Genomic DNA, 18,570 nt, shown 5'->3' on the forward strand with positions numbered 1-18,570 from the left:
TGGAAATCATGCGTCGCGGGACATTCCGAGAAGGCACGGTCGACTATGCAGCGGTCGGGGCCACCCATGCCCCCGATCTGATGCAGTATCCACCGGAGCGCAGCGTGCCCGCCGAGGAGTCCTGGCGGATCGGGAGCGGCGAGGACCGGTTCCGCTCGGCCGCAGAGGCACTGCTCTCCTGGACAGCCCAGCGCGCCGCTGGGCTCGAGCTCTCGGACGTCCGTCCGGCATCCGGCGAGGCGTACACCGGCATCAGCTTCGATGCCGAGGGGGCCCCCATCGTCCCGAACCGCAGTCAGCCGGAGCAGCGCTTCGACGCCGAGGGCACGCCGTTCGCTGCGCCCGGCATGACACTGAAGCTGCGAGGTCGCGTGAAAGGCCTGCGCGCTGATGCTGAACTGCGCGTCATCTCAGTGACGGAGGAGCGCCGCCGCGTCGGCTTCGTGCTGGGCACCGTCGGCGGTTCTGTCGTCAGCGGCGAGGAGTCGTTCGACGTCGACTGGCACGAGGGCACCGATGAGGTGTGGTTCACCGTGCGCGCCTTCGACGCGCCCGCATCGGTCTTCTACCGCGTGCCCGGCATGGTGCGCCGCCGGCGCAAGGAGCTGTTCGCCCGCTACCTTCGGGCCATCTCGCCGCTGTACGCGACGCCCATCTGATGGCGCTGAACTGATGGCGCTGAACTGATGGCAGGGCCCCTTCCGCTGGGTGATCCGGCACCCGCCGACGGTCGCTTCCCTGAAGACGTCCGCATCGATCCGCTCGTACCGTTCTCGGCGTATCTGCACGTGCCGTTCTGCCGGGTGCGGTGCGGCTACTGCGACTTCAACACGTACACGTCCACTGAGCTGGGTGGTGCGCGTCAGGATCAGTACGCCGACACTCTGATCCGCGAGATCGCGCTGGCGCGCGAGGTGCTCGGCGCGACCGGCGTGGTGCGCCCGATGGACACCGTCTTCTTCGGCGGCGGCACGCCGACGCTGCTCCCTCCTGGGGACCTCGCCCGGATGCTGCGCGCAGCCGTGGATGCCTTCGGAATCAGGGAGGGGGCAGAGGTCACCGTCGAGGCGAACCCAGACACCGTGACGCCCGAGGTGGTGCGGACGCTGGTGGATGCTGGTGTGAACCGCCTGTCGATCGGCATGCAGTCGGCTGTGCCGCATGTGCTCGCAGCCCTCGACCGCACCCATCGTCCCGAGAACGTCAGCACGGCCGTGCAGGCCGCACGGGATGCGGGTCTGGATGTCAGCCTGGACCTGATCTACGGAGCGCCAGGCGAGACGCTCGACGACTGGCGGCAGTCGCTGGAGTCCGCCCTCGACCTCGGCCCCGATCACATCTCGGCATACGCGCTGATCATCGAAGACGGCACCAAGCTTGCCCGGCAGATCCGTCGCGGCGAAGTCCCGGCCCCGGATGACGACCTGCAGGCCGACATGTACGAACTGGCCGATGAGCGCCTCGCAGCTGCCGGCTTCGACTGGTACGAGGTGAGCAATTGGGCCAAGGGACCAGGCGCTGGCACGAATTCCGTGCATGCGTCGCGGCACAACCTGGCCTACTGGCGCGGTTCGGACTGGTGGGGCTTCGGCCCTGGGGCGCACAGTCATGTGGCCGGCCTGCGCTGGTGGAACGTCAAGCACCCCGCTGCCTACGCGCAGCGGCTGAGCCTGGACGAGTCGCCGGCGGCCGGACGCGAGCAGCCGGACCTCGAGGCCCGCACGCTCGAGCGCGTGCTGCTGCGCAGTCGCCTCGCGGAGGGGCTGCCGATCGCCGAGATCGCCGAGCCTCACCGCGAGCGGGTCGCGGAGCTGATCTCCGACGGCCTCGTCGATCCGGCATCCGCCCTGCGCGAGCGGCGCGTGCGGCTGACCCTGCGCGGGCGGCTGATGGCGGATGCTGTGGTGCGTGCCCTGACGGAGTGAGCCGCAGCGTGCCGATCAGCCCGGCAGCAGGTCCAGGCCCTCTGTCCGTCGCTGTGGCATGGTGACGCTCTGGGCGGACAGCACGCGGGTGCTGCGTTCGGGCCCGTACGGTGCCCAGCCGGGGTCGCCGTTCTTGATGAACGCGATCCACGCGTCACGCATCTCATCGGCAAGCTGCTGCGGCGCATCGCCTCCCGCCATGCGCTGCGCATCTGCCGACGCGAGCTGATCGAACACGAACCCCAGTTCGAGTGCGTGGGCGGCGCGCAGATCGCGCACAGGGCTCGGCCAGGCGAACTCGTACACGTAGGTCGGCGCCTTCCGCGCCCTGGCGGCGCGCGTCAGCGGGGCACGCAGCAGCAGGTCGGTCGCCAGCTGACCGTAGATCTCTCCGGTCGAGGCTCCCGGGAACGCCGTGCGATACGCCTCGACGGCGCGACGAGGTATGCGCAGCACGAGTCGGGCCAGCAGCAGGTTCCACTCGCTGAGCCCGTCCAGCTGCTCGGGAGTGAACCACAACCGGTACTCGTCGGTGTTGCTGCCGATCAGCAGGGGCACGTCGACGTCGCCGAGCACTTCGTGCGGCGAGCGAGGCAGGGTCTGCGGATCGATCGCGAACTGGAAGCCAGGCGCGCCGTCGAGAGGTGACGATCCGGCGGAGTGGGTGCGGCGCGCCTCCAACAGCTGATCCGGTGCGACCGAGGCGAACGAGTCCCGTTCCGTGCGGACGCCGAGCAGCTTCGCGAGCTGCGCGGTGACGCGCCCTGCCTTCTTGCGCGGCTGGGCCTGCAGCGGCCCGGACTCGATGATGGCGCGGGCGATCAGCGGTCGGGAATCATCGAGAGCGAGGAGCCCTGCCACCAGCGCCCCGCCGGCCGACTCGCCCATCACCGTGATCTGCGCCGGATCACCGCCGAACGCGGCGATCTCGCGGTGCACCCACGCCAGTGCGGCGGCGGCATCGAGCAGACCGAGGTTGGTCGGTGCGTCGGACAGCACCGAGAAGCCCTCTGAGCCCAGCCGGTAGTTGACCGACGCGAAGACGATCCCGGCGCGGGCGAACACCGCGCCGTCGTACAGGGGAATCGCCGCGGTGCCGCGTTCGAGCGCTCCGCCGTGCAGCCACAGCACCACGGGCGCATGCTCTGCCCCTGGGGGAGCCCAGACATTCGCCGTCAGCACGTCCTCGCCGTCGATGATGACCGAACCGAGCAGTTCGCCGATGGGCCCGGCGTAGGGGAGCTGCGGTGAGGTCGCTCCGAATTCCGTGGTGTCCCGCACACCGTCCCACGCCGCGGCCGGCTGCGGGGCGCGGAACCGGTTCGCATCGAACGGCGGTGCGGCATAGGGGATGCCGAGGAAACGGTGGACTCCGTCGGCAGCGGTGCCGCGGACGGACCCTGCCGTGAGGGTGGCGGTCGGGGCGGCGCTCATGAGCGTCATCCTAGGGTGAAGGCGGGTCGTCTTCGGCAGGCGTCCGGCTGAGCGGGGTAGGATTGGCACTCGGAAGGTTCGAGTGCCAGCGGGGAGGGAACATGGTCACAGAGCGTGGACTTGAGGTTCTCCGCGCGATCGTGCAGGACTACGTCGAGACGCACGAGCCCGTCGGAAGCAAGTCGATCGTCGATCGCCACTCGTTCGGCGTGTCGGCCGCGACCATCCGCAACGACATGGCGCTGCTCGAGGATGAAGACCTCATCGTCGCCCCACACACCTCGTCCGGACGTGTGCCCACAGACAAGGGCTACCGCGTCTTCGTGAACCATCTTGCGCAGCTGCGGCCGCTCTCCACAGGACAGCGCAGTGCGATCGAGTCGTTCCTCGGCGCGCCGAGCGACCTCGACGACCTGATGGCCCGCACGGTGCGCGTGCTCACTCAGCTGACCGGTCAGGTGGCACTCGCGCAGTACCCGTCATTCGCGCGGGCGAGCATCACGCACGTCGAGCTGGTCGCGCTCGCGCCGAATCGGATGCTGGTGGTGCTGGTCACCGATGCCGGCGGCGTCTCGCAGCGCATCGCGCCGCTGCCGATCGACCTCGACGAGACGGATCTCGCGGTACTCCGCGCCCAGCTGCTCTCGCTGATCTCCGGCCGGGCCGTGGGTGAGGCGACGGAGCGGATGCTGTCGCTCGCCGAACCGGAGGCAGGATCGCCGGCTGCCAGACTGCACCCGGCCCTGCACGCCCTGGCCGCGGTGATCTCCGAGGAACTCGCCGAGTTCCGGCAGGAGCGCCTGGTGATGGCCGGAGCTGCCACGCTCGCGCGTCGCGAGCAGGACTTCCGCGGCAGCATCCATCCCCTCCTCGAGGCGATCGAGGAGCAGGTGACCCTGCTGCGCCTGATGAGCGAGATGGTGACCGACGAGCACGGCCTCGCCACCAGCATCGGCACAGAGAACGCATCGTTCGGTCTCGGTGAGGCCTCGATCGTGGCCAGCAACTACGCCGCCCCCGGCGGCACCGCACGCGTCGGGGTCATGGGCCCCACGCGCATGGACTACTCGAGCAATCTCGCTGCAGCGCGGGCCGTGGCCCGCTATCTGTCGCGCATGCTCGAAGAGGACGACGCCGCCCGCTGACCCGGCGGCTGCACATATCGATACGCACGCACACGCAGAAAGGTGATCGTGGCGGACCATTACGAAGTTCTCGGGGTGTCCCGAGACGCGTCCCAGGACGAGATCAAGAAGGCCTACCGCAAGCTGGCGCGCCAGCTGCATCCGGATGTGAATCCGGGGGAGGACGCCTCCGAGCGGTTCAAGCTCGTCACGCACGCCTATGACGTGCTCAGCGACGAGGATTCCCGCCGGCGCTACGACATGGGCGGCGACGCGAACGGCAACGGCGGCTTCGGAGGCTTCGGCGGTTTCGGCGACATCTTCGAGACCTTCTTCGGCGCGGCCGGCGGCGGACGGGGCGCACGACCGCGTTCGCGGCGCGAGCGCGGCCAGGATGCCCTGGTGCGCATCGACCTCGATCTCGGCGACGTGATCTTCGGCGTGCACCGTGACATCGAGGTCGACACGGCCGTGCTGTGCGAGACCTGCGAGGGCAGCTGCTGCCAGCCAGGCACGTCGCCCGTCACCTGCGACGTCTGCGGCGGCACCGGCCACGTGCAGCGACAGGTGCGCAGCCTGCTCGGCAACGTGGTGACGACCCAGCCGTGCGGCAGCTGCGAGGGCTTCGGCACGACCATCCCGTACCCGTGCGCTACGTGCGCCGGTCAGGGGCGGGTGCGCTCGCGTCGCACTGTCGCGCTCGACATTCCGGCCGGCGTCGAGACCGGGCTGCGCCTGCAGCTGCCCGGCTCCGGTGAGGTCGGCCGGGCCGGTGGCCCGAACGGCGACCTGTACGTCGAGGTGGCGGTGGCGCAGCATCCGGTGTTCAGCCGCGAAGGCGACGATCTGCTCGCCACCCTCGAGGTCTCGATGTCGGATGCCATCCTCGGCACCACGACGACGATCGACGGACTCGACGGCCCAGTCGATCTCGAGGTGCGCGCCGGACTGCAGTCCGGCGATGTGCTGACCATCGGCGGGCGCGGGATCACGCCGCTGCGGGGCAGCCAGCGCGGCGACCTGCGGGTGGGCGTGCAGGTGCTGACCCCGACCAGGCTCGATACGGCTCAGCGCCGTCTCATCGAGGACTTCGCCAAGAAGACCAAGGCGCCGGCTCCGAAGCTCGCGCAGTTCCAGCAGGGGCTGTTCTCGAAGCTGCGCGACCGATTCCGCAGCCACTGAGACAGCACACGCACAGTACACGCACTGAGACAGAGCACCGTCAACCCACGACGAACGGATCGCCATGGCCCTGCACTTCATCGTCCCCACCTGCTCCGACGTCGGTGAGGGCGAGCTGCTCACTCTCACCGGAGCCGAGGCAAAGCACGCCTCCGTCGTGCGGCGCGTTCGCGTCGGCGAGTCGGTGACGATCGGCGACGGTTCCGGCGTGTGGCTGGAGGGGGCGGTCGAAGACGTATCGGCTGCGCAGGTCACGGTGCGGGTCACCGCCCGCGCCATGCAGGAGCAGCCGCAGTCGCGGATCGTCCTCGCCCAGGCCCTCGCGAAGGGTGATCGCGACGAGCTGGCCGTGCAGGCCGCGTGTGAGCTTGGTGCCGACGAGATCATCCCGTGGCAGGCCGCCCGCAGCGTCTCGCGCTGGGAGGGGCCCAAGGCGGCGAAGGGGCGCGAGCGCTGGGCGACCATCGTGCGCGAGGCCGCCAAGCAGGCGCACCGCGCCTGGGTGCCAGCTGTGGCAGAGGTGAACAGCACCGCGCAGCTCGCCGCGCGAGCGGGCACGCATCGGATGCTGGTGCTCGATCCGAGCGCACAGACTCCGCTGACGAGCATCCGACCCGACGACCGCGACATTCTGCTCGTGGTCGGTCCAGAGGGCGGCGTGAGCCCAGAGGAGCTGTCGCGGTTCACCGATGCCGGCGCCGAGCTCGTCCGCCTCGGCGACACGGTGCTGCGCACCTCGACGGCTGGGCCTGCGGCGATCGCCGTGCTCTCGGCGGCACTCGGGCGCTGGTGACGCTCGACAACTAGACTGGGATCATGACCGAACCCTCGATCTTCACGCGCATTCTGAACGGGGAGATCCCCGGCGACTTCGTCGCCCGCACCGAACGGGTCTTCGCGATCCGCGACATCAATCCACAGGCCGACCTGCACGTGCTCGTCATCCCTGTGACGGAGCAGTACGGTGACGTCACCGAGCTCGCCGCCGGCGACCCCGGACTCATGGCCGAGATGGTCGCTGTCGCTAAGCAGATCGCCGATGAGCACGCGAATGGCGAGTACCGACTGATCTTCAACAACGGCGCAACCGCAGGGCAGTCGGTCTTCCACGTGCACGCACACGTGCTCGGCAACATCGAGGAGGGCAAGCTCGTTGGCTTCTGACGAACCGACACCGCAGTTCCCCGCCCAGCCGGAGCACACCGAGCGCATCTTCGTCGACGGTGTCGCCATGGTGCAGCTGCTCGGCCCGCAGGACCGTCTGCTGCGCATGCTCGAGAAGCAGCATCCGACGGTGCAGGTGATGGTGCGGGGCAACGAGATCATGCTCGGCGGCACGCGCGACGACGTCACCGCCGCCAAGCGGCTCGTCGACGAGCTCATCGAGATGACCCGCTCCGGCCACGATCTCGCTCCTAGCGATGTGGAGCACTCCGCGCGCATCCTTCGCCGTGAGGACGGACCGCGCCCGAGCGAAGTGCTCGGCGAGGCGATCCTCTCCACTCGCGGCAGGGTGATCCGTCCGAAGACGCTGGGACAGAAGGAGTACGTCGACGCGATCGAGCGGAACACGATCGTCTTCGGCATCGGGCCCGCCGGCACCGGCAAGACGTACCTGGCGATGGCCAAGGCCGTGCAGGCATTGCAGCGCAAGGAGGTCGAGCGGATCATCCTCACCCGCCCTGCCGTCGAGGCGGGGGAGCGGCTGGGGTTCCTGCCCGGCTCGCTCAACGACAAGATCGACCCGTACCTCCGTCCGCTGTACGACGCGCTCAACGAGATGATGGACCCCGAGATCGTGCCGCGGCTGATGACCACCGGTACGATCGAGGTCGCCCCGCTCGCCTACATGCGCGGGAGGACGCTGAACAACTCGTTCGTCGTGCTCGATGAGGCGCAGAACACCACGCCAGAGCAGATGAAGATGTTCCTGACCAGGCTCGGGTTCGGCACCAAGATGGTCGTCACCGGTGACATCACCCAGGTCGACCTGCCCACCGGGGCATCCGGTCTTCGTCTGGTGACCAGGGTGCTGAAGGATATCGACGACATCCACTTCACCCGTCTCACGAGCGACGACGTCGTGCGGCACTCGCTGGTCGGGCGCATCGTCGACGCGTACAGCGAGTATGACGAGCAGCGCACCGCAGCCCGTCACGAGCGCGAGCAGGCGCACCAGTTCGCGAATCGCGCCGACCGCCGCGGTGGCGCACCGCGCGACCGACAGCCCAGACGAGGACACTCATCATGATTGAGATCAACAACGAGTCCGCGATCGAGATCGATGAGACCGTGCTGCAGCGGCTCACCGACTTCAACCTCGCGCAGCTGAACGTCAGCCCCGACGCCGAAGTGGCCATCGTGCTCGTGGATGAGGGCGCCATGGAATCGCTGCACGTGCAGTGGATGGACGAGCCTGGTCCCACCGACGTGCTCAGCTTCCCGATGGACGAGCTGCGCCCCGGCACACCAGACCACCCGACCGAGGCCGGGCTGCTCGGCGACATCGTGCTGTGCCCGCAGGTCGCCGAGGCCCAGGCGCAGACCGCAGGTCACACGCTGATGGACGAGCTGATCCTGCTCACCACGCACGGGCTGCTGCACCTGCTGGGCTTCGACCACGCCGAACCCGACGAGGAGCGTGAGATGTTCGGGCTGCAGAAGTCGCTGATCGAGGGATTCGCGCAGGTCGAACGCCGACGATGACCCCGGCGATACTTCTCGCGGCGGCCGTGCTGCTGGTCGCCTTCGGCGGCTTGATGGCGGCCGTCGACGCCGCCTTCTCGGTCAGCTCCACCTCGGATCTCGAGGCGATGGCATCCGAGGGTCGCAACGCGGCCGCACTGCAGCGCATCGCCGAGGACCCCGCCCCGCATGTGAACGCCGTCGCGTTCATGCGCGTGCTGGCCGAGACGACAGCCGCGGTGCTGGTCACGGTCGCCCTGGACTCACTGCTCCCCAGCATCTGGTGGGCCATGCTCGCCGCTGCCGTGCTGATGACCGGCATCACGTTCGTGCTGGTCGGCGCCAGCCCGCGGTCGTTCGGTCGCCTGCACGCCGCGCGGATGCTGCGCAGCTGGGCACCGGTCGTGCGCGGCATGCGCATTCTGCTCGGCCCGCTCGCGCAGGCGCTGGTGAACGCCGGACAGCGTGTGACTCCTGGGGCCGGGCGCAGCTCGTTCGCCTCGGAGGAGCAGCTGCTCAGCATGGTCGACGAAGCCGCCTCGAACGCGCTGATCGAGGCCGATGACCGCGACCTGATCCACTCGGTGTTCGACTTCACCGATCAGTTCGTCCGTGCCGTGATGGTGCCGCGCACCGAGATGATGACGGTGGATGCTGCCGCGACGACGACCGAGGCGATGGACCTGTTCCTTCGGACGGGCGTATCGCGCATGCCCGTCGTCGACGGCGACGCCGACGACGTGGTGGGCGTGCTGTATCTGAAGGATCTCGTGCAGTTCGCGTATCGCGATGAGAGCGCCTGGCGCGGCAGGCCGGTGCGCCCGATCGCACGGCCGCCGGTGTTCGTGCCCGAGTCGATGCGCGCCGAGTCGCTGCTGCAGCAGATGAAGCGCGACGCCGTGCACGTGTGCATGGTGATCGATGAGCACGGCGGGATCTCGGGCCTGGTCACACTGGAAGACCTGATCGAAGAGCTCGTCGGCGAGATCGCTGACGAGTACGACAGAGGTCCCGCGGAGTTCGTGGACCTCGGCGACGGACGGTACAAGGTGAACGCGCGCCTTCCGGTCGAGGATGTCGGCGATCTGTTCGGGCTGGAGCTCGACGATGAGGATGTCGACTCGATCGGGGGACTGCTGGGCAAGGCGCTCGGGCAGATCCCGCAGCCGGGGGCGACGGCGACGGTGGAGGGTCTCGTGCTCACCGGCGGCGCGTCGCGCGGTCGCGGTCGCGGCATCGCGACGGTGTTCGTGGAGCGTGCACCCTTCACAATGGAGATCGACGATCGCGACGGAGGACAACGGGATGACTGAAGACAACGAGAAGACGCGCAGCGGCTTCGTGACGTTCGTGGGCCGACCGAACGTCGGCAAGTCCACACTCACGAACGCGCTGGTGGGCGAGAAGATCGCGATCACCAGCGAGAAGCCGCAGACCACGCGGCGGGCGATCCGGGGCATCCTCAATCGCCCCGACGGGCAGCTGGTGATCGTCGACACCCCTGGCATCCACAAGCCGCGCACCCTCCTCGGCGAGCGGCTCAACCATCTCGTCGAGCAGGTGCTCGGTGACGTCGACGTGATCGGCTTCTGCGTGCCGGCGACCGAGAAGGTCGGCCCTGGCGACCGCCGTATCGCGGCGTCGCTGGACGGCTATGGGCGCGCGAAGAAGGTCGCGATCGTCACCAAGACGGACGCCGCTGACAAGGACTCCATCATGGAGCGACTCATGGAGGTGGACTCGCTGCGCGAGGATTGGGCGGCTGTCATCCCGCTCTCTGCGCTGACTCGTGATCAGCTCGACGTGCTGGCCGACCAGATGCTGCAGCTGATGCCGATCGGCCCTCGGCTGTACGAGGATGGCGTGGTCACCGACGAGTCCGATGAGGACCGCATCGCCGAGATGATCCGCGAGGCGGCGCTTGAGGGCGTGCGCGACGAGCTGCCGCACTCCATCGCCGTGGTGATCGACGACGTCGCCCCTCGCGAGGACAGCGATCTGACGGATGTCTATGCGTCGATCGTCGTCGAGCGAGACAGCCAGAAGGCGATCATCATCGGGCACAAGGGCTCGCGCCTGCGTGATGTCGGAGCCCGTGCGCGCGCAGGCATCGAAGAGCTGCTCGGCACGCGGGTGTTCCTCAAGCTGCACGTCAAGGTCGCCAAGGAATGGCAGCGCGACCCGAAGCAGCTCGGCCGTCTCGGGTTCTGACTCGGGAGTCTGAAATGGCCTCGCGCTGGGGGCGACACAGTGAGGATCGCCGGATGACTGGCAGTTCGAGGCGTACGACGCGCCGAGTCCTGGTCCGGGTGAGGTCACCATTCAGGTGCGCGCCGGCCGAGATGCTGCACGTCGTCAGCGCCGAGCCGGGCGAAACGCTGCTGCTGCACGGCGCCTCCGGTGCCGTCGGCGTGAGCGTTCTGCAGCAGGCCGCGCTGCGCGGCATCCGCGTCATCGGCACCGCCAGCCGGGCGCGCTTCGAGGTGGTGCGCAGTTTCGGCGGCATCCCGGTCGAGTACGGCGAGGGGTTGGATGCCAGGGTCGCCGCGGTACTGGCATCCGAGGACGTCTCGGGGATCGATGCCCGACAGTGCGCGGTTCCGCGACGAGGTCCGTCCGCGCCTCGTCGACCTCGCGGAGAATGGGCGACTTGTCGTGCCGATGGCGGGGGAGTACCCGCTGGATCAGGCGCCGGAGGCCCTCCGGGTTCTCGCGCACGGGCATCCCGGCGGGAAGATCGGGCTCATCCCGTGACGCCGCGGACCTCGCTGTGGTGAGCAATGTGCTCAGTCGGGTGTTACGATCGACCCATGCCTCTGGGCGGTCTGCTTCTTCTTAGCTGCCGCGGCGAGTCCTGATCTGACAGGCCCTCTCGTCGCGGCGTTCGTGTTGGCCTGACACACAACTCTTGACGAAGAAGAAGCCACATCATGAAGAACACCCAGAAGCCCTCCTCGATGCCGGTGCACAAGTACCGTCCGTTCCACGAGCAGATCGTCTTCGATCTGCCCGATCGCACCTGGCCGTCCAAGCGCATCACCGAGGCGCCGCGCTGGTGCGCTGTCGACCTGCGTGACGGCAACCAGGCCCTGATCGATCCGATGTCCCCCGAGCGCAAGCGCGTGATGTTCGAGCTGCTCGTGGGCATGGGCTACAAGGAGATCGAGGTCGGGTTCCCCTCGGCGAGCCAGACCGATTTCGATTTCGTCCGTCAGCTGATCGAAGAGGACCTGATCCCGGACGACGTGACGATCCAGGTGCTGACGCAGGCGCGCGAGCACCTGATCGCCCGCACCTACGAGTCGATCGTCGGTGCCAAGCAGGCCATCGTGCACTTCTACAACTCCACCAGCGTGCTGCAGCGCGAGGTCGTCTTCCGCTCCGACCGTGAGGGCGTCAAGCAGATCGCACTCGAGGGTGCGCGGCTGTGCAAACAGTACGAGAAGACGGTGCCAGACACCGATGTCTACTACGAGTACTCGCCCGAGAGCTACACCGGCACCGAACTGGAGTACGCCGTCGAGGTGTGCAACGAGGTGCTCGAGATCCTGCAGCCCACGCCCGACCGCAAGGTGATCATCAACCTGCCTGCCACGGTCGAGATGGCGACCCCCAACGTGTACGCCGACTCGATCGAGTGGATGCACCGTCGCCTGGCGCACCGCGAGAACGTCATTCTGTCGCTGCACCCGCACAACGACCGCGGCACTGCTGTGGCCGCTGCGGAGCTGGGCTACCTGGCCGGCGCCGACCGCATCGAGGGATGCCTGTTCGGCAACGGCGAGCGCACCGGCAACGTCGACCTGGTGGCGCTGGGCATCAACATGTTCACGCAGGGCATCGACCCGCAGATCGACTTCAGCGACGTCGACCAGGTCAAGCGCACCGTCGAGTACTGCAACCAGCTGCCGGTGCCAGAGCGCAGCCCGTGGGCAGGCGACCTGGTCTTCACCGCATTCAGCGGCTCGCACCAGGACGCCATCAAGAAGGGCTTCGAGGCGATGGCCGCCGAAGCCGAGGCCAAGGGCGTCACGGTCGATGAGATCGAATGGGCCGTGCCCTACCTGCCGGTCGACCCGAAGGACCTGGGGCGCTCGTACGAGGCGGTCATCCGCGTGAACTCGCAGTCCGGCAAGGGCGGGGTCGCATACCTGCTGAAGGCCGACCACTCGCTGGATCTGCCGCGCAAGCTGCAGATCGAGTTCTCCGGCGTCGTGCAGGCGAAGACCGACGCCGAGGGTGGCGAGGTCACCAGCGAGCAGATCTGGTCGATCTTCAATGACGAGTACCTGCCGGCTGATGACCACGCCGACAAGTGGGGACGCTTCGAGCTGCTGGGCACGCAGACCCGCAGCGACATGTCGGGCGAGGTCTCGCTCGACGTGGTCATCCGCGATGGCGATGAATCGGTCGCCACGGCCGGCACCGGCAACGGGCCGATCGCGGCGTTCATCGAGATCCTGCGCGAACGCGGCTTCGACATCTCGCTCTACGACTACGTCGAGCACACAATGTCCAGCGGCGGCGATGCGCAGGCTGCGGCCTATGTCGAGCTGCAGGTCGACGACCAGCGCCTGTGGGGCGTTGGCATCGACGGTGACATCTCGACCGCATCGCTCAAGGCGATCGTCTCGTGTGTGAACCGCTCGATCCGCACCCGCGAGGCCGCCGGCGAGCTCGCCGCGGTCTGATCACGACCGCCTCCCGCTCCCCGATGGGTTTCTGTCGCCTGATCGCTCGATAGGCGACAGAAACCCATACGGGAGCGATGTGCTTCGGCTCAGGGCTGCTTGATGATCGGGATCATGCCGGTCTCAGCGGCGACCTTGCGGCGGTACAGGCGGCGCTGCTCCGGCAGCGACACGTCGAGCACTACCGAGAGCACCCGGATCACGGCCGTCACGACGATGCCGATCACCGCGGCGAGAGTGATGTTCATGCCGAAGGCGTGCACGACCACGATGAACGTGCAGCCGACCCCCGCCGCGACGGCGTACAGCGAGCCCACGTGCATGATCGCCACCGGCAGTCCCATCAGCATGTCGCGCAGCACGCCGCCGCCGACGGCCGCGCAGACGCCGATGAAGACGGCAGGGACGATCGGGACGCCGAAGGCGATGGCCTTGCTCACGCCGAACGCCCCGAACATGCCGATCACGATGGCGTCGAGCACGACGATGAAGGTGTTGATCCGGTTGAACACCCCGGCGAGCAGCATCCCGAACAGCGCGGCACCGGCGGCGGTCACCAGATACCAGTTGTTCTGCAGCGTCGCCGGCGGCAGCCCGAGCATGAGGTCGCGGATGAGGCCGCCACCCATTCCGATCATGATGCCGATGATCGCCACACCCAGCCAGTCGAGGCGGCGCTGCCCCTGAAAGCCGGAGGCGAACATCGCGCCCTGGATGCCGCCGAGCCCTACGCCCAGCAGATCTGCCCACAGCGGGATGATGAAGGTCGGTTCGGTCACCCGTCCATTGTCCCCTGGTCGAGGGATAATCATTGAGTGCCCACCTATCGAGACGAAGCGGTGATCCTGCGCACCCACAAGCTGGGTGAAGCGGACCGCATCGTCACGATGCTCTCGCGACGCAACGGCAAGATCCGAGCCGTGGCCAAAGGTGTGCGGCGCACCTCGTCGAAGTTCGGCTCGCGGCTCGAGCCGTTCATGGTCGCCGACGTGCAGCTGTACCAGGGACGCTCGCTCGACATCGTGCAGCAGGCCGAATCGCTGGGCGCGTACGGCGCCGACATCGCCGTCGACTACGAGCGCTTCACGGCGGCCAGCGCCATGGTCGAGACCGCCGACCGTCTCAACGAGGCTGAGGCCACGTCGGAGCAGTACCTGCTGCTGGTGGGCGGGCTGCGCTCGCTCTCCCGCGGTGAGCATGCCGCGCGCAGCATCCTCGACTCCTATCTGCTGCGCGTGATGGCGCTCTCCGGCTGGGCTCCCGCCCTCGATGACTGTGCGCGCTGCGCGGCGTCGGGCCCGCATGCATACTTCGGCGCTCCGCTGGGCGGCTCGGTGTGCGACTCCTGCGCCCCGGCCGGCAGCCCGCGCATCGCGGCATCCTCCCTCGCCCTGCTGCGCGCGCTGATGGGCGGCGATTGGGTGACGATCGACGCCGCATCCCACCGCGACCTGAGCGCGGCATCCGGCGTCGTCGCCGCCTACGCGCAGTTCCACCTCGAACGGGGCATCCGCTCACTCGAGCACGTGACCGACCCGCAGCCCTTCCAAGGAGTCAGGTGACCAAGCCGTACACGCACAAGGACGCCGTGCCGTTCCGCCCCCTCGACTGGACGGGCAAGACGCCACCGCAGTTCCCCGCAGTGCCGAACCACGTCGCTATCGTCATGGACGGCAACGGCCGCTGGGCGAACCGCCGGGGTCTCAGCCGGATCGAGGGGCACAAGGCCGGTGAGGAGGTGCTACTCGACGTCGTCGCCGGCGCCATCCAGGCCGGCGTCAAGCATCTCTCGGTGTACGCCTTCTCGACCGAGAACTGGGCACGGTCACCCGAAGAGGTGCGGTTCCTGATGGGCTACAACCGCGACGTGCTGCACCGCCGCCGCGACCAGCTCAATGAGTGGGGTGTGCGGGTGCGCTGGGCCGGCCGCAAACCGCGGCTGTGGGGCTCCGTGATCAAAGAGCTGCAGTTCGCCGAGCAGCTCACCCGTGACAACGACGTGCTCACGCTGACGATGTGCGTCAACTACGGCGGACGTGTCGAGCTGGTCGACGCCATGCGTGCCATGGCCGAAGACGTCAAGGCAGGGCGCCTGCGGCCAAGCGCCATCACCGAGAAGCAGATCCGCAAGCACCTCTACGTGCCGGACATGCCCGACGTCGACCTGTTCCTTCGGAGCTCGGGCGAGCAGCGCACCTCGAACTTCCTGCTCTGGCAGTCGGCCTACGCCGAGATGGTCTTTCTCGACACGCTGTGGCCGGACTTCTCACGCGAAGAGCTCTGGCGCTCGATCGGCATCTACCTCGACCGTGACCGTCGCTTCGGCGGCGCGGTGGACACCCCAGACGCCGCCAGCTGAGCCAGCCACCGCTCCGCCTCGCGCGGATGCCCGAAGCGCACGATGGTCAGGTTCGGAAAGCGCGCTTCGTAGGCGGGCATCCGATCGCGCCACACGTCGAGCGTCTGCTGCTGCCAGCGCAGCACGTTGTCCTCGGGTGCGGTGGTGACGGCCAGGCGCCACAGCGTCGGTTCGCGGTTGCCGTTCCACAGCTCGCGGCGAAGGATGCTGCGACCGAGCGTCCTGCGCCACAGCCGCGCACGCACGACGCGGTCGGGATAGTCCAGCCACAGGCACAGCTGCGCGCGGGGCGGCAGCACCTCGTCGACGCCCTTCGACTTGTACTGCCACTCGCTGATCCAGCGGTCGGTCGCGGCGAACGCGCGCACGTCGTCCAGGAACGTCGGGCGGGGCGTCCAGTCAGGCCCGTGATGCAGCGCATCCAGCTCGTAGCGCGGCAGGTCCAGCATCCGGCCCACACGCGCGGCGAACGTCGTCTTGCCCGACCCTGAGACACCGGCGACCAGCACGCGCTGCGGCAGGCGGGGGAGAGGATCGGATGCTGACAGCACCCGTCGATGCTAACAACGGAATACACCGGGCATACATGCGGTTGGATGAGAGTGTGAGCGAACCCATCTCCATTGACATCTGGTCCGACATCGCCTGCCCCTGGTGCTACATCGGCAAGCGCAATCTCGAGAAGGGGCTCGAAGCGACAGCATCCGACGAGGACGCACCGCAGGTGAAGGTGACCTTCCACTCGTTCGAGCTCTCGCCCGACACACCCGTCGACTTCGACGGCGACGAGATCGACTTCCTCGCCGGTCACAAGGGCATGGCGCGCGATCAGGTCGAGCAGATGCTCAGCCACGTCACGGGCGTCGCGGCGCAGGCCGGCCTGGAGTACAACTTCGACAAGCTGCAGCACACCAACACTGTCAAGGCGCACGAGCTGCTGCACTTCGCGAAGGCGAAGGGGCGCCAGCACGAGATGGAGGAGCGCCTGATGTCGGCGTACTTCACCGAGGGCAAGCACGTCGGCCGGGTCGATGACCTCGTCGCCCTCGCGGTCGAGGTCGGTTTGGATGCTGACGAAGCGCGCTCCGCGCTGGAGACGAACGAGTACCTCGACGCCGTGCGCGCCGATCAGGCGCAGGCCCGCGCCTACGGCATCAACGGCGTGCCGTTCTTCGTGATCGACGGCAAGTACGGTGTGAGCGGCGCCCAGCCCGCTGAGGCATTCGAGAACGTCATCCGCGACGTGTGGTCGCAGCGCGGCGAGTCCGCCGAGGAAGCCGCCAGCTGAGCCGCACCGCATCGCGTGGAATACAGAATGCCCGGACCGTCCAGACGGTCCGGGCATTCTGCGATCCGGCGCAGGTCAGGCGCGCTCCTGCTTGGGGGCCAGCGGCAGCGGCTCCATCGGCTGGTCGTTCGCCGTCAGATCGATGCCGAGGTCCCGTGCGTAGACGACGCGCGTCTCGATCGACACGTCCTCGCCGCTCTCGGTGAGTTCGAACACGCGGCCACCGCGCATGCGGTTGCGCCCGGCGCCGGGCAGCCCGTATGCCCCGAAGCCCGTGCCCGGTGCGTAGCCGAGCTTCACGCCGTAGTAGTCGCCGACGTAGTCGTTGATGTGATCGTGACCGACGAAGACGCCCTTCACATCACCGCGTTCCAGGATCGCATTGAACATGCCCGAGTTGAACGGCCCTGGGCACTCGGCCTCGTTGCGCTCTCCGACGATCCCGTGACGCGTCTTGCCGCGGGCCGCATCCGCAGGGGTGCGGGTGTCGACGCCGCCCCACCACATGAAGCGGTGCTCCCACAGCGCGATGTGGATGAACATGAGTCCAGGCACCTTGCGACCCAGGTGCTGCTCGAGCCGCTGGGACTGCTCGCGGTACCAGGCGACCTGATCCATGCGAATCCAGTCCCAGGTCGGGTATCCGGCGAAGTTCTGGCCGTTGATCGCCGACGGCGCGTACCGTCCCGAGTCGATCAGCCACAGCGAGAACGCAGCACGGTTCTTCTTCGCCGATGAGCCGATCTGCACGATGGTGTTGCTGGTGCCGGTGACTCCGCGCACGTTCTCCGCGTTCATGTTGAAGTCGTACGAGCGGTAGATCGCGAGCATGCCGGCTTCATCGACACCCGACTGCGAGAGGGAGTCCTCATCGTGGTTGCCGTAGGTCACCGCCCACGGGATGCCACGGGACTCCATCGGCCACACCACGTTGTTGATCGCCTGCTTGACGGCGAGCCGCGTCTCGCAGCCGCCCGTGATCACATCGCCGTTGATCACCACGAAGTCCGGCTTCTCCTGGTCGAGGGTCTTCTCGATGAGCTCGACCGTCCGCCGGTCGGTGCGCTCGTCGTCCTGGGTGTCGTTGAACTGCACGACCTTGAACGGACGGTCGCCCGGAAACTGCAGGCGCGGCGCCTTCGGGCCGGGCTGCCCCGATACAGGGCTGGCGGGCGACACCGGGGCCGCCTGCGCCGCTCCCATCGGCAGCGCGGCGCCGACAGCGCCGAGTGCTCCTGCGGTGATCATGGTGCGGCGGCTCATTGAAAAACGGTCGGGCATGTTCCTGGTCTCCTCGTGATCTCGGCGGTATCGCCGAGGTGACGGTAGGAGGTCAAGATGACGCGGCGTGGATCTGCAGGTGAACGCGGCGGGAGCGGCAGATTCTCAGCGGGTGAGCGCAGCCTCGATGGCCGAGACGATCTCGGGGGAGTCCGGCTTCTGCTTGGGGCGGAAGCGCTGCACCGAGCCGTCCGCGCCGACCAGGAACTTCTCGAAGTTCCATTCCACGCGGCCCGCCGAGCCCTTGGCATCCGGCGTCTGCTTCAGCGCCTTGAACAGGTCGGTCGCCTTCTTGCCGTTGACCTTGACCTTGTCGTTCACGGGGAAGGTGACCCCATAGGTGGTCGAGCAGAAGTCGAGGATCTGATCCATCGAGCCCGGCTCCTGACCCATGAACTGGTTGCAGGGGAAGCCGAGAACGGTGAAGCCGCGGTCGCCGTACTCCCGCTGCAGCTGCTCGAGCTGTTCGTACTGCGGGGTGAGCCCGCACTTCGAGGCGACGTTGACGATGAGCACCACCTCGGCGTCCAGGCTGTCGATGGTCTGCTCGGCTCCGGCCGCATCGAGGAAGGGGATCTGGCGCACGGGAAGGTCGGTCATA

At 68.0% G+C, this 18,570-nt stretch carries 20 protein-coding genes; 15 read left to right on the plus strand and 5 right to left on the minus strand.

Annotated features, from left to right (window positions below; translation table 11 throughout):
• The first annotated feature begins 8 nt into the window (after positions 1 to 8).
• Both MNR00_RS07420 and hemW read left to right on the plus strand, forming a co-directional pair.
• Positions 9 to 659, plus strand: coding sequence for a DUF1990 family protein (locus tag MNR00_RS07420; RefSeq protein WP_241928513.1), 651 nt, complete (start codon positions 9 to 11; stop codon positions 657 to 659).
• A gap of 27 nt (positions 660 to 686) precedes the next feature.
• A complete protein-coding gene (hemW, locus tag MNR00_RS07425) occupies positions 687 to 1,925 on the plus strand; it encodes a radical SAM family heme chaperone HemW (protein WP_241928514.1) in 1,239 nt (412 codons plus the stop codon).
• A gap of 15 nt (positions 1,926 to 1,940) precedes the next feature.
• Here the strand turns inward: hemW and MNR00_RS07430 are convergent, their stop codons facing one another.
• A complete protein-coding gene (locus MNR00_RS07430) occupies positions 1,941 to 3,359 on the minus strand; it encodes a carboxylesterase family protein (protein ID WP_241928515.1) in 1,419 nt (472 codons plus the stop codon).
• Positions 3,360 to 3,460: 101 nt separating this feature from the next.
• Between MNR00_RS07430 and hrcA the strand changes: the two genes are divergently transcribed.
• The 10 genes from hrcA to leuA all read left to right on the plus strand — a co-directional run bounded on the left by hrcA (position 3,461) and on the right by leuA (position 13,041).
• Positions 3,461 to 4,504, plus strand: coding sequence for a heat-inducible transcriptional repressor HrcA (gene hrcA, locus MNR00_RS07435; RefSeq protein WP_241928516.1), 1,044 nt, complete (start codon positions 3,461 to 3,463; stop codon positions 4,502 to 4,504).
• 48 nt (positions 4,505 to 4,552) lie between these two features.
• Entirely contained in the window at positions 4,553 to 5,665 is a 1,113-nt protein-coding gene (dnaJ, locus tag MNR00_RS07440; RefSeq protein WP_277884368.1) for a molecular chaperone DnaJ, read from the plus strand.
• Between the two features lie 64 nt (positions 5,666 to 5,729).
• Positions 5,730 to 6,458 (plus strand): 16S rRNA (uracil(1498)-N(3))-methyltransferase, encoded by a 729-nt coding sequence (locus MNR00_RS07445; RefSeq protein WP_241928518.1) that lies wholly within the window; start codon positions 5,730 to 5,732, stop codon positions 6,456 to 6,458.
• A 23-nt stretch (positions 6,459 to 6,481) separates the two neighbouring features.
• Positions 6,482 to 6,829 carry an HIT domain-containing protein gene (locus MNR00_RS07450; RefSeq protein WP_241928519.1) on the plus strand — a complete coding sequence of 116 codons (348 nt, stop codon included), beginning with the start codon at positions 6,482 to 6,484 and terminating at the stop codon, positions 6,827 to 6,829.
• A 67-nt stretch (positions 6,830 to 6,896) separates the two neighbouring features.
• A complete protein-coding gene (locus MNR00_RS07455; protein ID WP_241928786.1) occupies positions 6,897 to 7,916 on the plus strand; it encodes a PhoH family protein in 1,020 nt (339 codons plus the stop codon).
• Positions 7,910 to 8,371, plus strand: coding sequence for an rRNA maturation RNase YbeY (gene ybeY, locus MNR00_RS07460; RefSeq protein WP_241928787.1), 462 nt, complete (start codon positions 7,910 to 7,912; stop codon positions 8,369 to 8,371). The genes MNR00_RS07455 and ybeY overlap by 7 nt, the downstream gene beginning before the upstream one ends.
• A complete protein-coding gene (locus MNR00_RS07465) occupies positions 8,368 to 9,663 on the plus strand; it encodes a hemolysin family protein (RefSeq protein ID WP_241928520.1) in 1,296 nt (431 codons plus the stop codon). Before ybeY ends, MNR00_RS07465 begins: the two co-directional genes overlap by 4 nt.
• Entirely contained in the window at positions 9,656 to 10,561 is a 906-nt protein-coding gene (gene era, locus MNR00_RS07470) for a GTPase Era (protein WP_241928521.1), read from the plus strand. The genes MNR00_RS07465 and era overlap by 8 nt, the downstream gene beginning before the upstream one ends.
• A gap of 450 nt (positions 10,562 to 11,011) precedes the next feature.
• The gene (locus MNR00_RS17225; RefSeq protein ID WP_347271934.1) at positions 11,012 to 11,104 is read left to right on the plus strand and encodes a hypothetical protein; all 93 of its coding nucleotides are present in this window, start codon (positions 11,012 to 11,014) and stop codon (positions 11,102 to 11,104) included.
• Positions 11,105 to 11,280: 176 nt separating this feature from the next.
• Positions 11,281 to 13,041, plus strand: coding sequence for a 2-isopropylmalate synthase (gene leuA, locus MNR00_RS07480; RefSeq protein ID WP_241928523.1), 1,761 nt, complete (start codon positions 11,281 to 11,283; stop codon positions 13,039 to 13,041).
• Positions 13,042 to 13,130: 89 nt separating this feature from the next.
• Here leuA and MNR00_RS07485 read toward each other — a convergent pair whose 3' ends face one another.
• On the minus strand, positions 13,131 to 13,820 hold the full coding sequence (locus MNR00_RS07485; protein WP_241928524.1) for a TRIC cation channel family protein: 690 nt from the start codon (positions 13,818 to 13,820) through the stop codon (positions 13,131 to 13,133).
• Between the two features lie 36 nt (positions 13,821 to 13,856).
• On the opposite strand from MNR00_RS07485, the gene recO reads away from it, so the two are divergent.
• Together recO and MNR00_RS07495 are read left to right on the plus strand one after the other, a co-directional pair.
• Positions 13,857 to 14,603 carry a DNA repair protein RecO gene (recO, locus tag MNR00_RS07490; RefSeq protein WP_241928525.1) on the plus strand — a complete coding sequence of 249 codons (747 nt, stop codon included), beginning with the start codon at positions 13,857 to 13,859 and terminating at the stop codon, positions 14,601 to 14,603.
• Entirely contained in the window at positions 14,600 to 15,400 is an 801-nt protein-coding gene (locus MNR00_RS07495) for an isoprenyl transferase (protein ID WP_241928526.1), read from the plus strand. Before recO ends, MNR00_RS07495 begins: the two co-directional genes overlap by 4 nt.
• Here MNR00_RS07495 and MNR00_RS07500 read toward each other — a convergent pair.
• On the minus strand, positions 15,340 to 15,951 hold the full coding sequence (locus tag MNR00_RS07500; protein ID WP_241928527.1) for an AAA family ATPase: 612 nt from the start codon (positions 15,949 to 15,951) through the stop codon (positions 15,340 to 15,342). The genes MNR00_RS07495 and MNR00_RS07500 overlap by 61 nt on opposite strands.
• Before the next feature lie 53 nt (positions 15,952 to 16,004).
• Here MNR00_RS07500 and MNR00_RS07505 point away from each other — a divergent pair, with 53 nt between their 5' ends.
• Positions 16,005 to 16,688 carry a DsbA family oxidoreductase gene (locus tag MNR00_RS07505; protein WP_241928528.1) on the plus strand — a complete coding sequence of 228 codons (684 nt, stop codon included), beginning with the start codon at positions 16,005 to 16,007 and terminating at the stop codon, positions 16,686 to 16,688.
• A gap of 75 nt (positions 16,689 to 16,763) precedes the next feature.
• Here MNR00_RS07505 and MNR00_RS07510 read toward each other — a convergent pair whose 3' ends face one another.
• Positions 16,764 to 17,951: a metallophosphoesterase family protein gene (locus MNR00_RS07510; protein WP_241928529.1), complete on the minus strand. Its 1,188-nt coding sequence runs from the start codon at positions 17,949 to 17,951 to the stop codon at positions 16,764 to 16,766.
• Between the two features lie 123 nt (positions 17,952 to 18,074).
• Complete coding sequence (locus MNR00_RS07515; RefSeq protein ID WP_241928530.1) at positions 18,075 to 18,569, minus strand: glutathione peroxidase; 495 nt, start codon at positions 18,567 to 18,569, stop codon at positions 18,075 to 18,077.
• Position 18,570 lies beyond the last annotated feature (1 nt).

The organism is Microbacterium sp. H1-D42 (assembly GCF_022637555.1).
In the GTDB taxonomy this organism is placed as follows: domain Bacteria; phylum Actinomycetota; class Actinomycetes; order Actinomycetales; family Microbacteriaceae; genus Microbacterium.

Coding starts and splice junctions, on each gene's coding strand:
- MNR00_RS07420 (WP_241928513.1), top strand. CDS start 9: ATGCGTCGCGGGACATTCCGAGAAGGCACGGTCGACTATGCAGCGGTC.
- hemW (WP_241928514.1), top strand. CDS start 687: ATGGCAGGGCCCCTTCCGCTGGGTGATCCGGCACCCGCCGACGGTCGC.
- MNR00_RS07430 (WP_241928515.1), bottom strand. CDS start 3,359: ATGAGCGCCGCCCCGACCGCCACCCTCACGGCAGGGTCCGTCCGCGGC.
- hrcA (WP_241928516.1), top strand. CDS start 3,461: ATGGTCACAGAGCGTGGACTTGAGGTTCTCCGCGCGATCGTGCAGGAC.
- MNR00_RS07445 (WP_241928518.1), top strand. CDS start 5,730: ATGGCCCTGCACTTCATCGTCCCCACCTGCTCCGACGTCGGTGAGGGC.
- MNR00_RS07450 (WP_241928519.1), top strand. CDS start 6,482: ATGACCGAACCCTCGATCTTCACGCGCATTCTGAACGGGGAGATCCCC.
- MNR00_RS07455 (WP_241928786.1), top strand. CDS start 6,897: ATGGTGCAGCTGCTCGGCCCGCAGGACCGTCTGCTGCGCATGCTCGAG.
- MNR00_RS07465 (WP_241928520.1), top strand. CDS start 8,368: ATGACCCCGGCGATACTTCTCGCGGCGGCCGTGCTGCTGGTCGCCTTC.
- era (WP_241928521.1), top strand. CDS start 9,656: ATGACTGAAGACAACGAGAAGACGCGCAGCGGCTTCGTGACGTTCGTG.
- MNR00_RS17225 (WP_347271934.1), top strand. CDS start 11,012: ATGGCGGGGGAGTACCCGCTGGATCAGGCGCCGGAGGCCCTCCGGGTT.
- leuA (WP_241928523.1), top strand. CDS start 11,281: ATGAAGAACACCCAGAAGCCCTCCTCGATGCCGGTGCACAAGTACCGT.
- MNR00_RS07510 (WP_241928529.1), bottom strand. CDS start 17,951: ATGAGCCGCCGCACCATGATCACCGCAGGAGCACTCGGCGCTGTCGGC.
- MNR00_RS07515 (WP_241928530.1), bottom strand. CDS start 18,569: ATGACCGACCTTCCCGTGCGCCAGATCCCCTTCCTCGATGCGGCCGGA.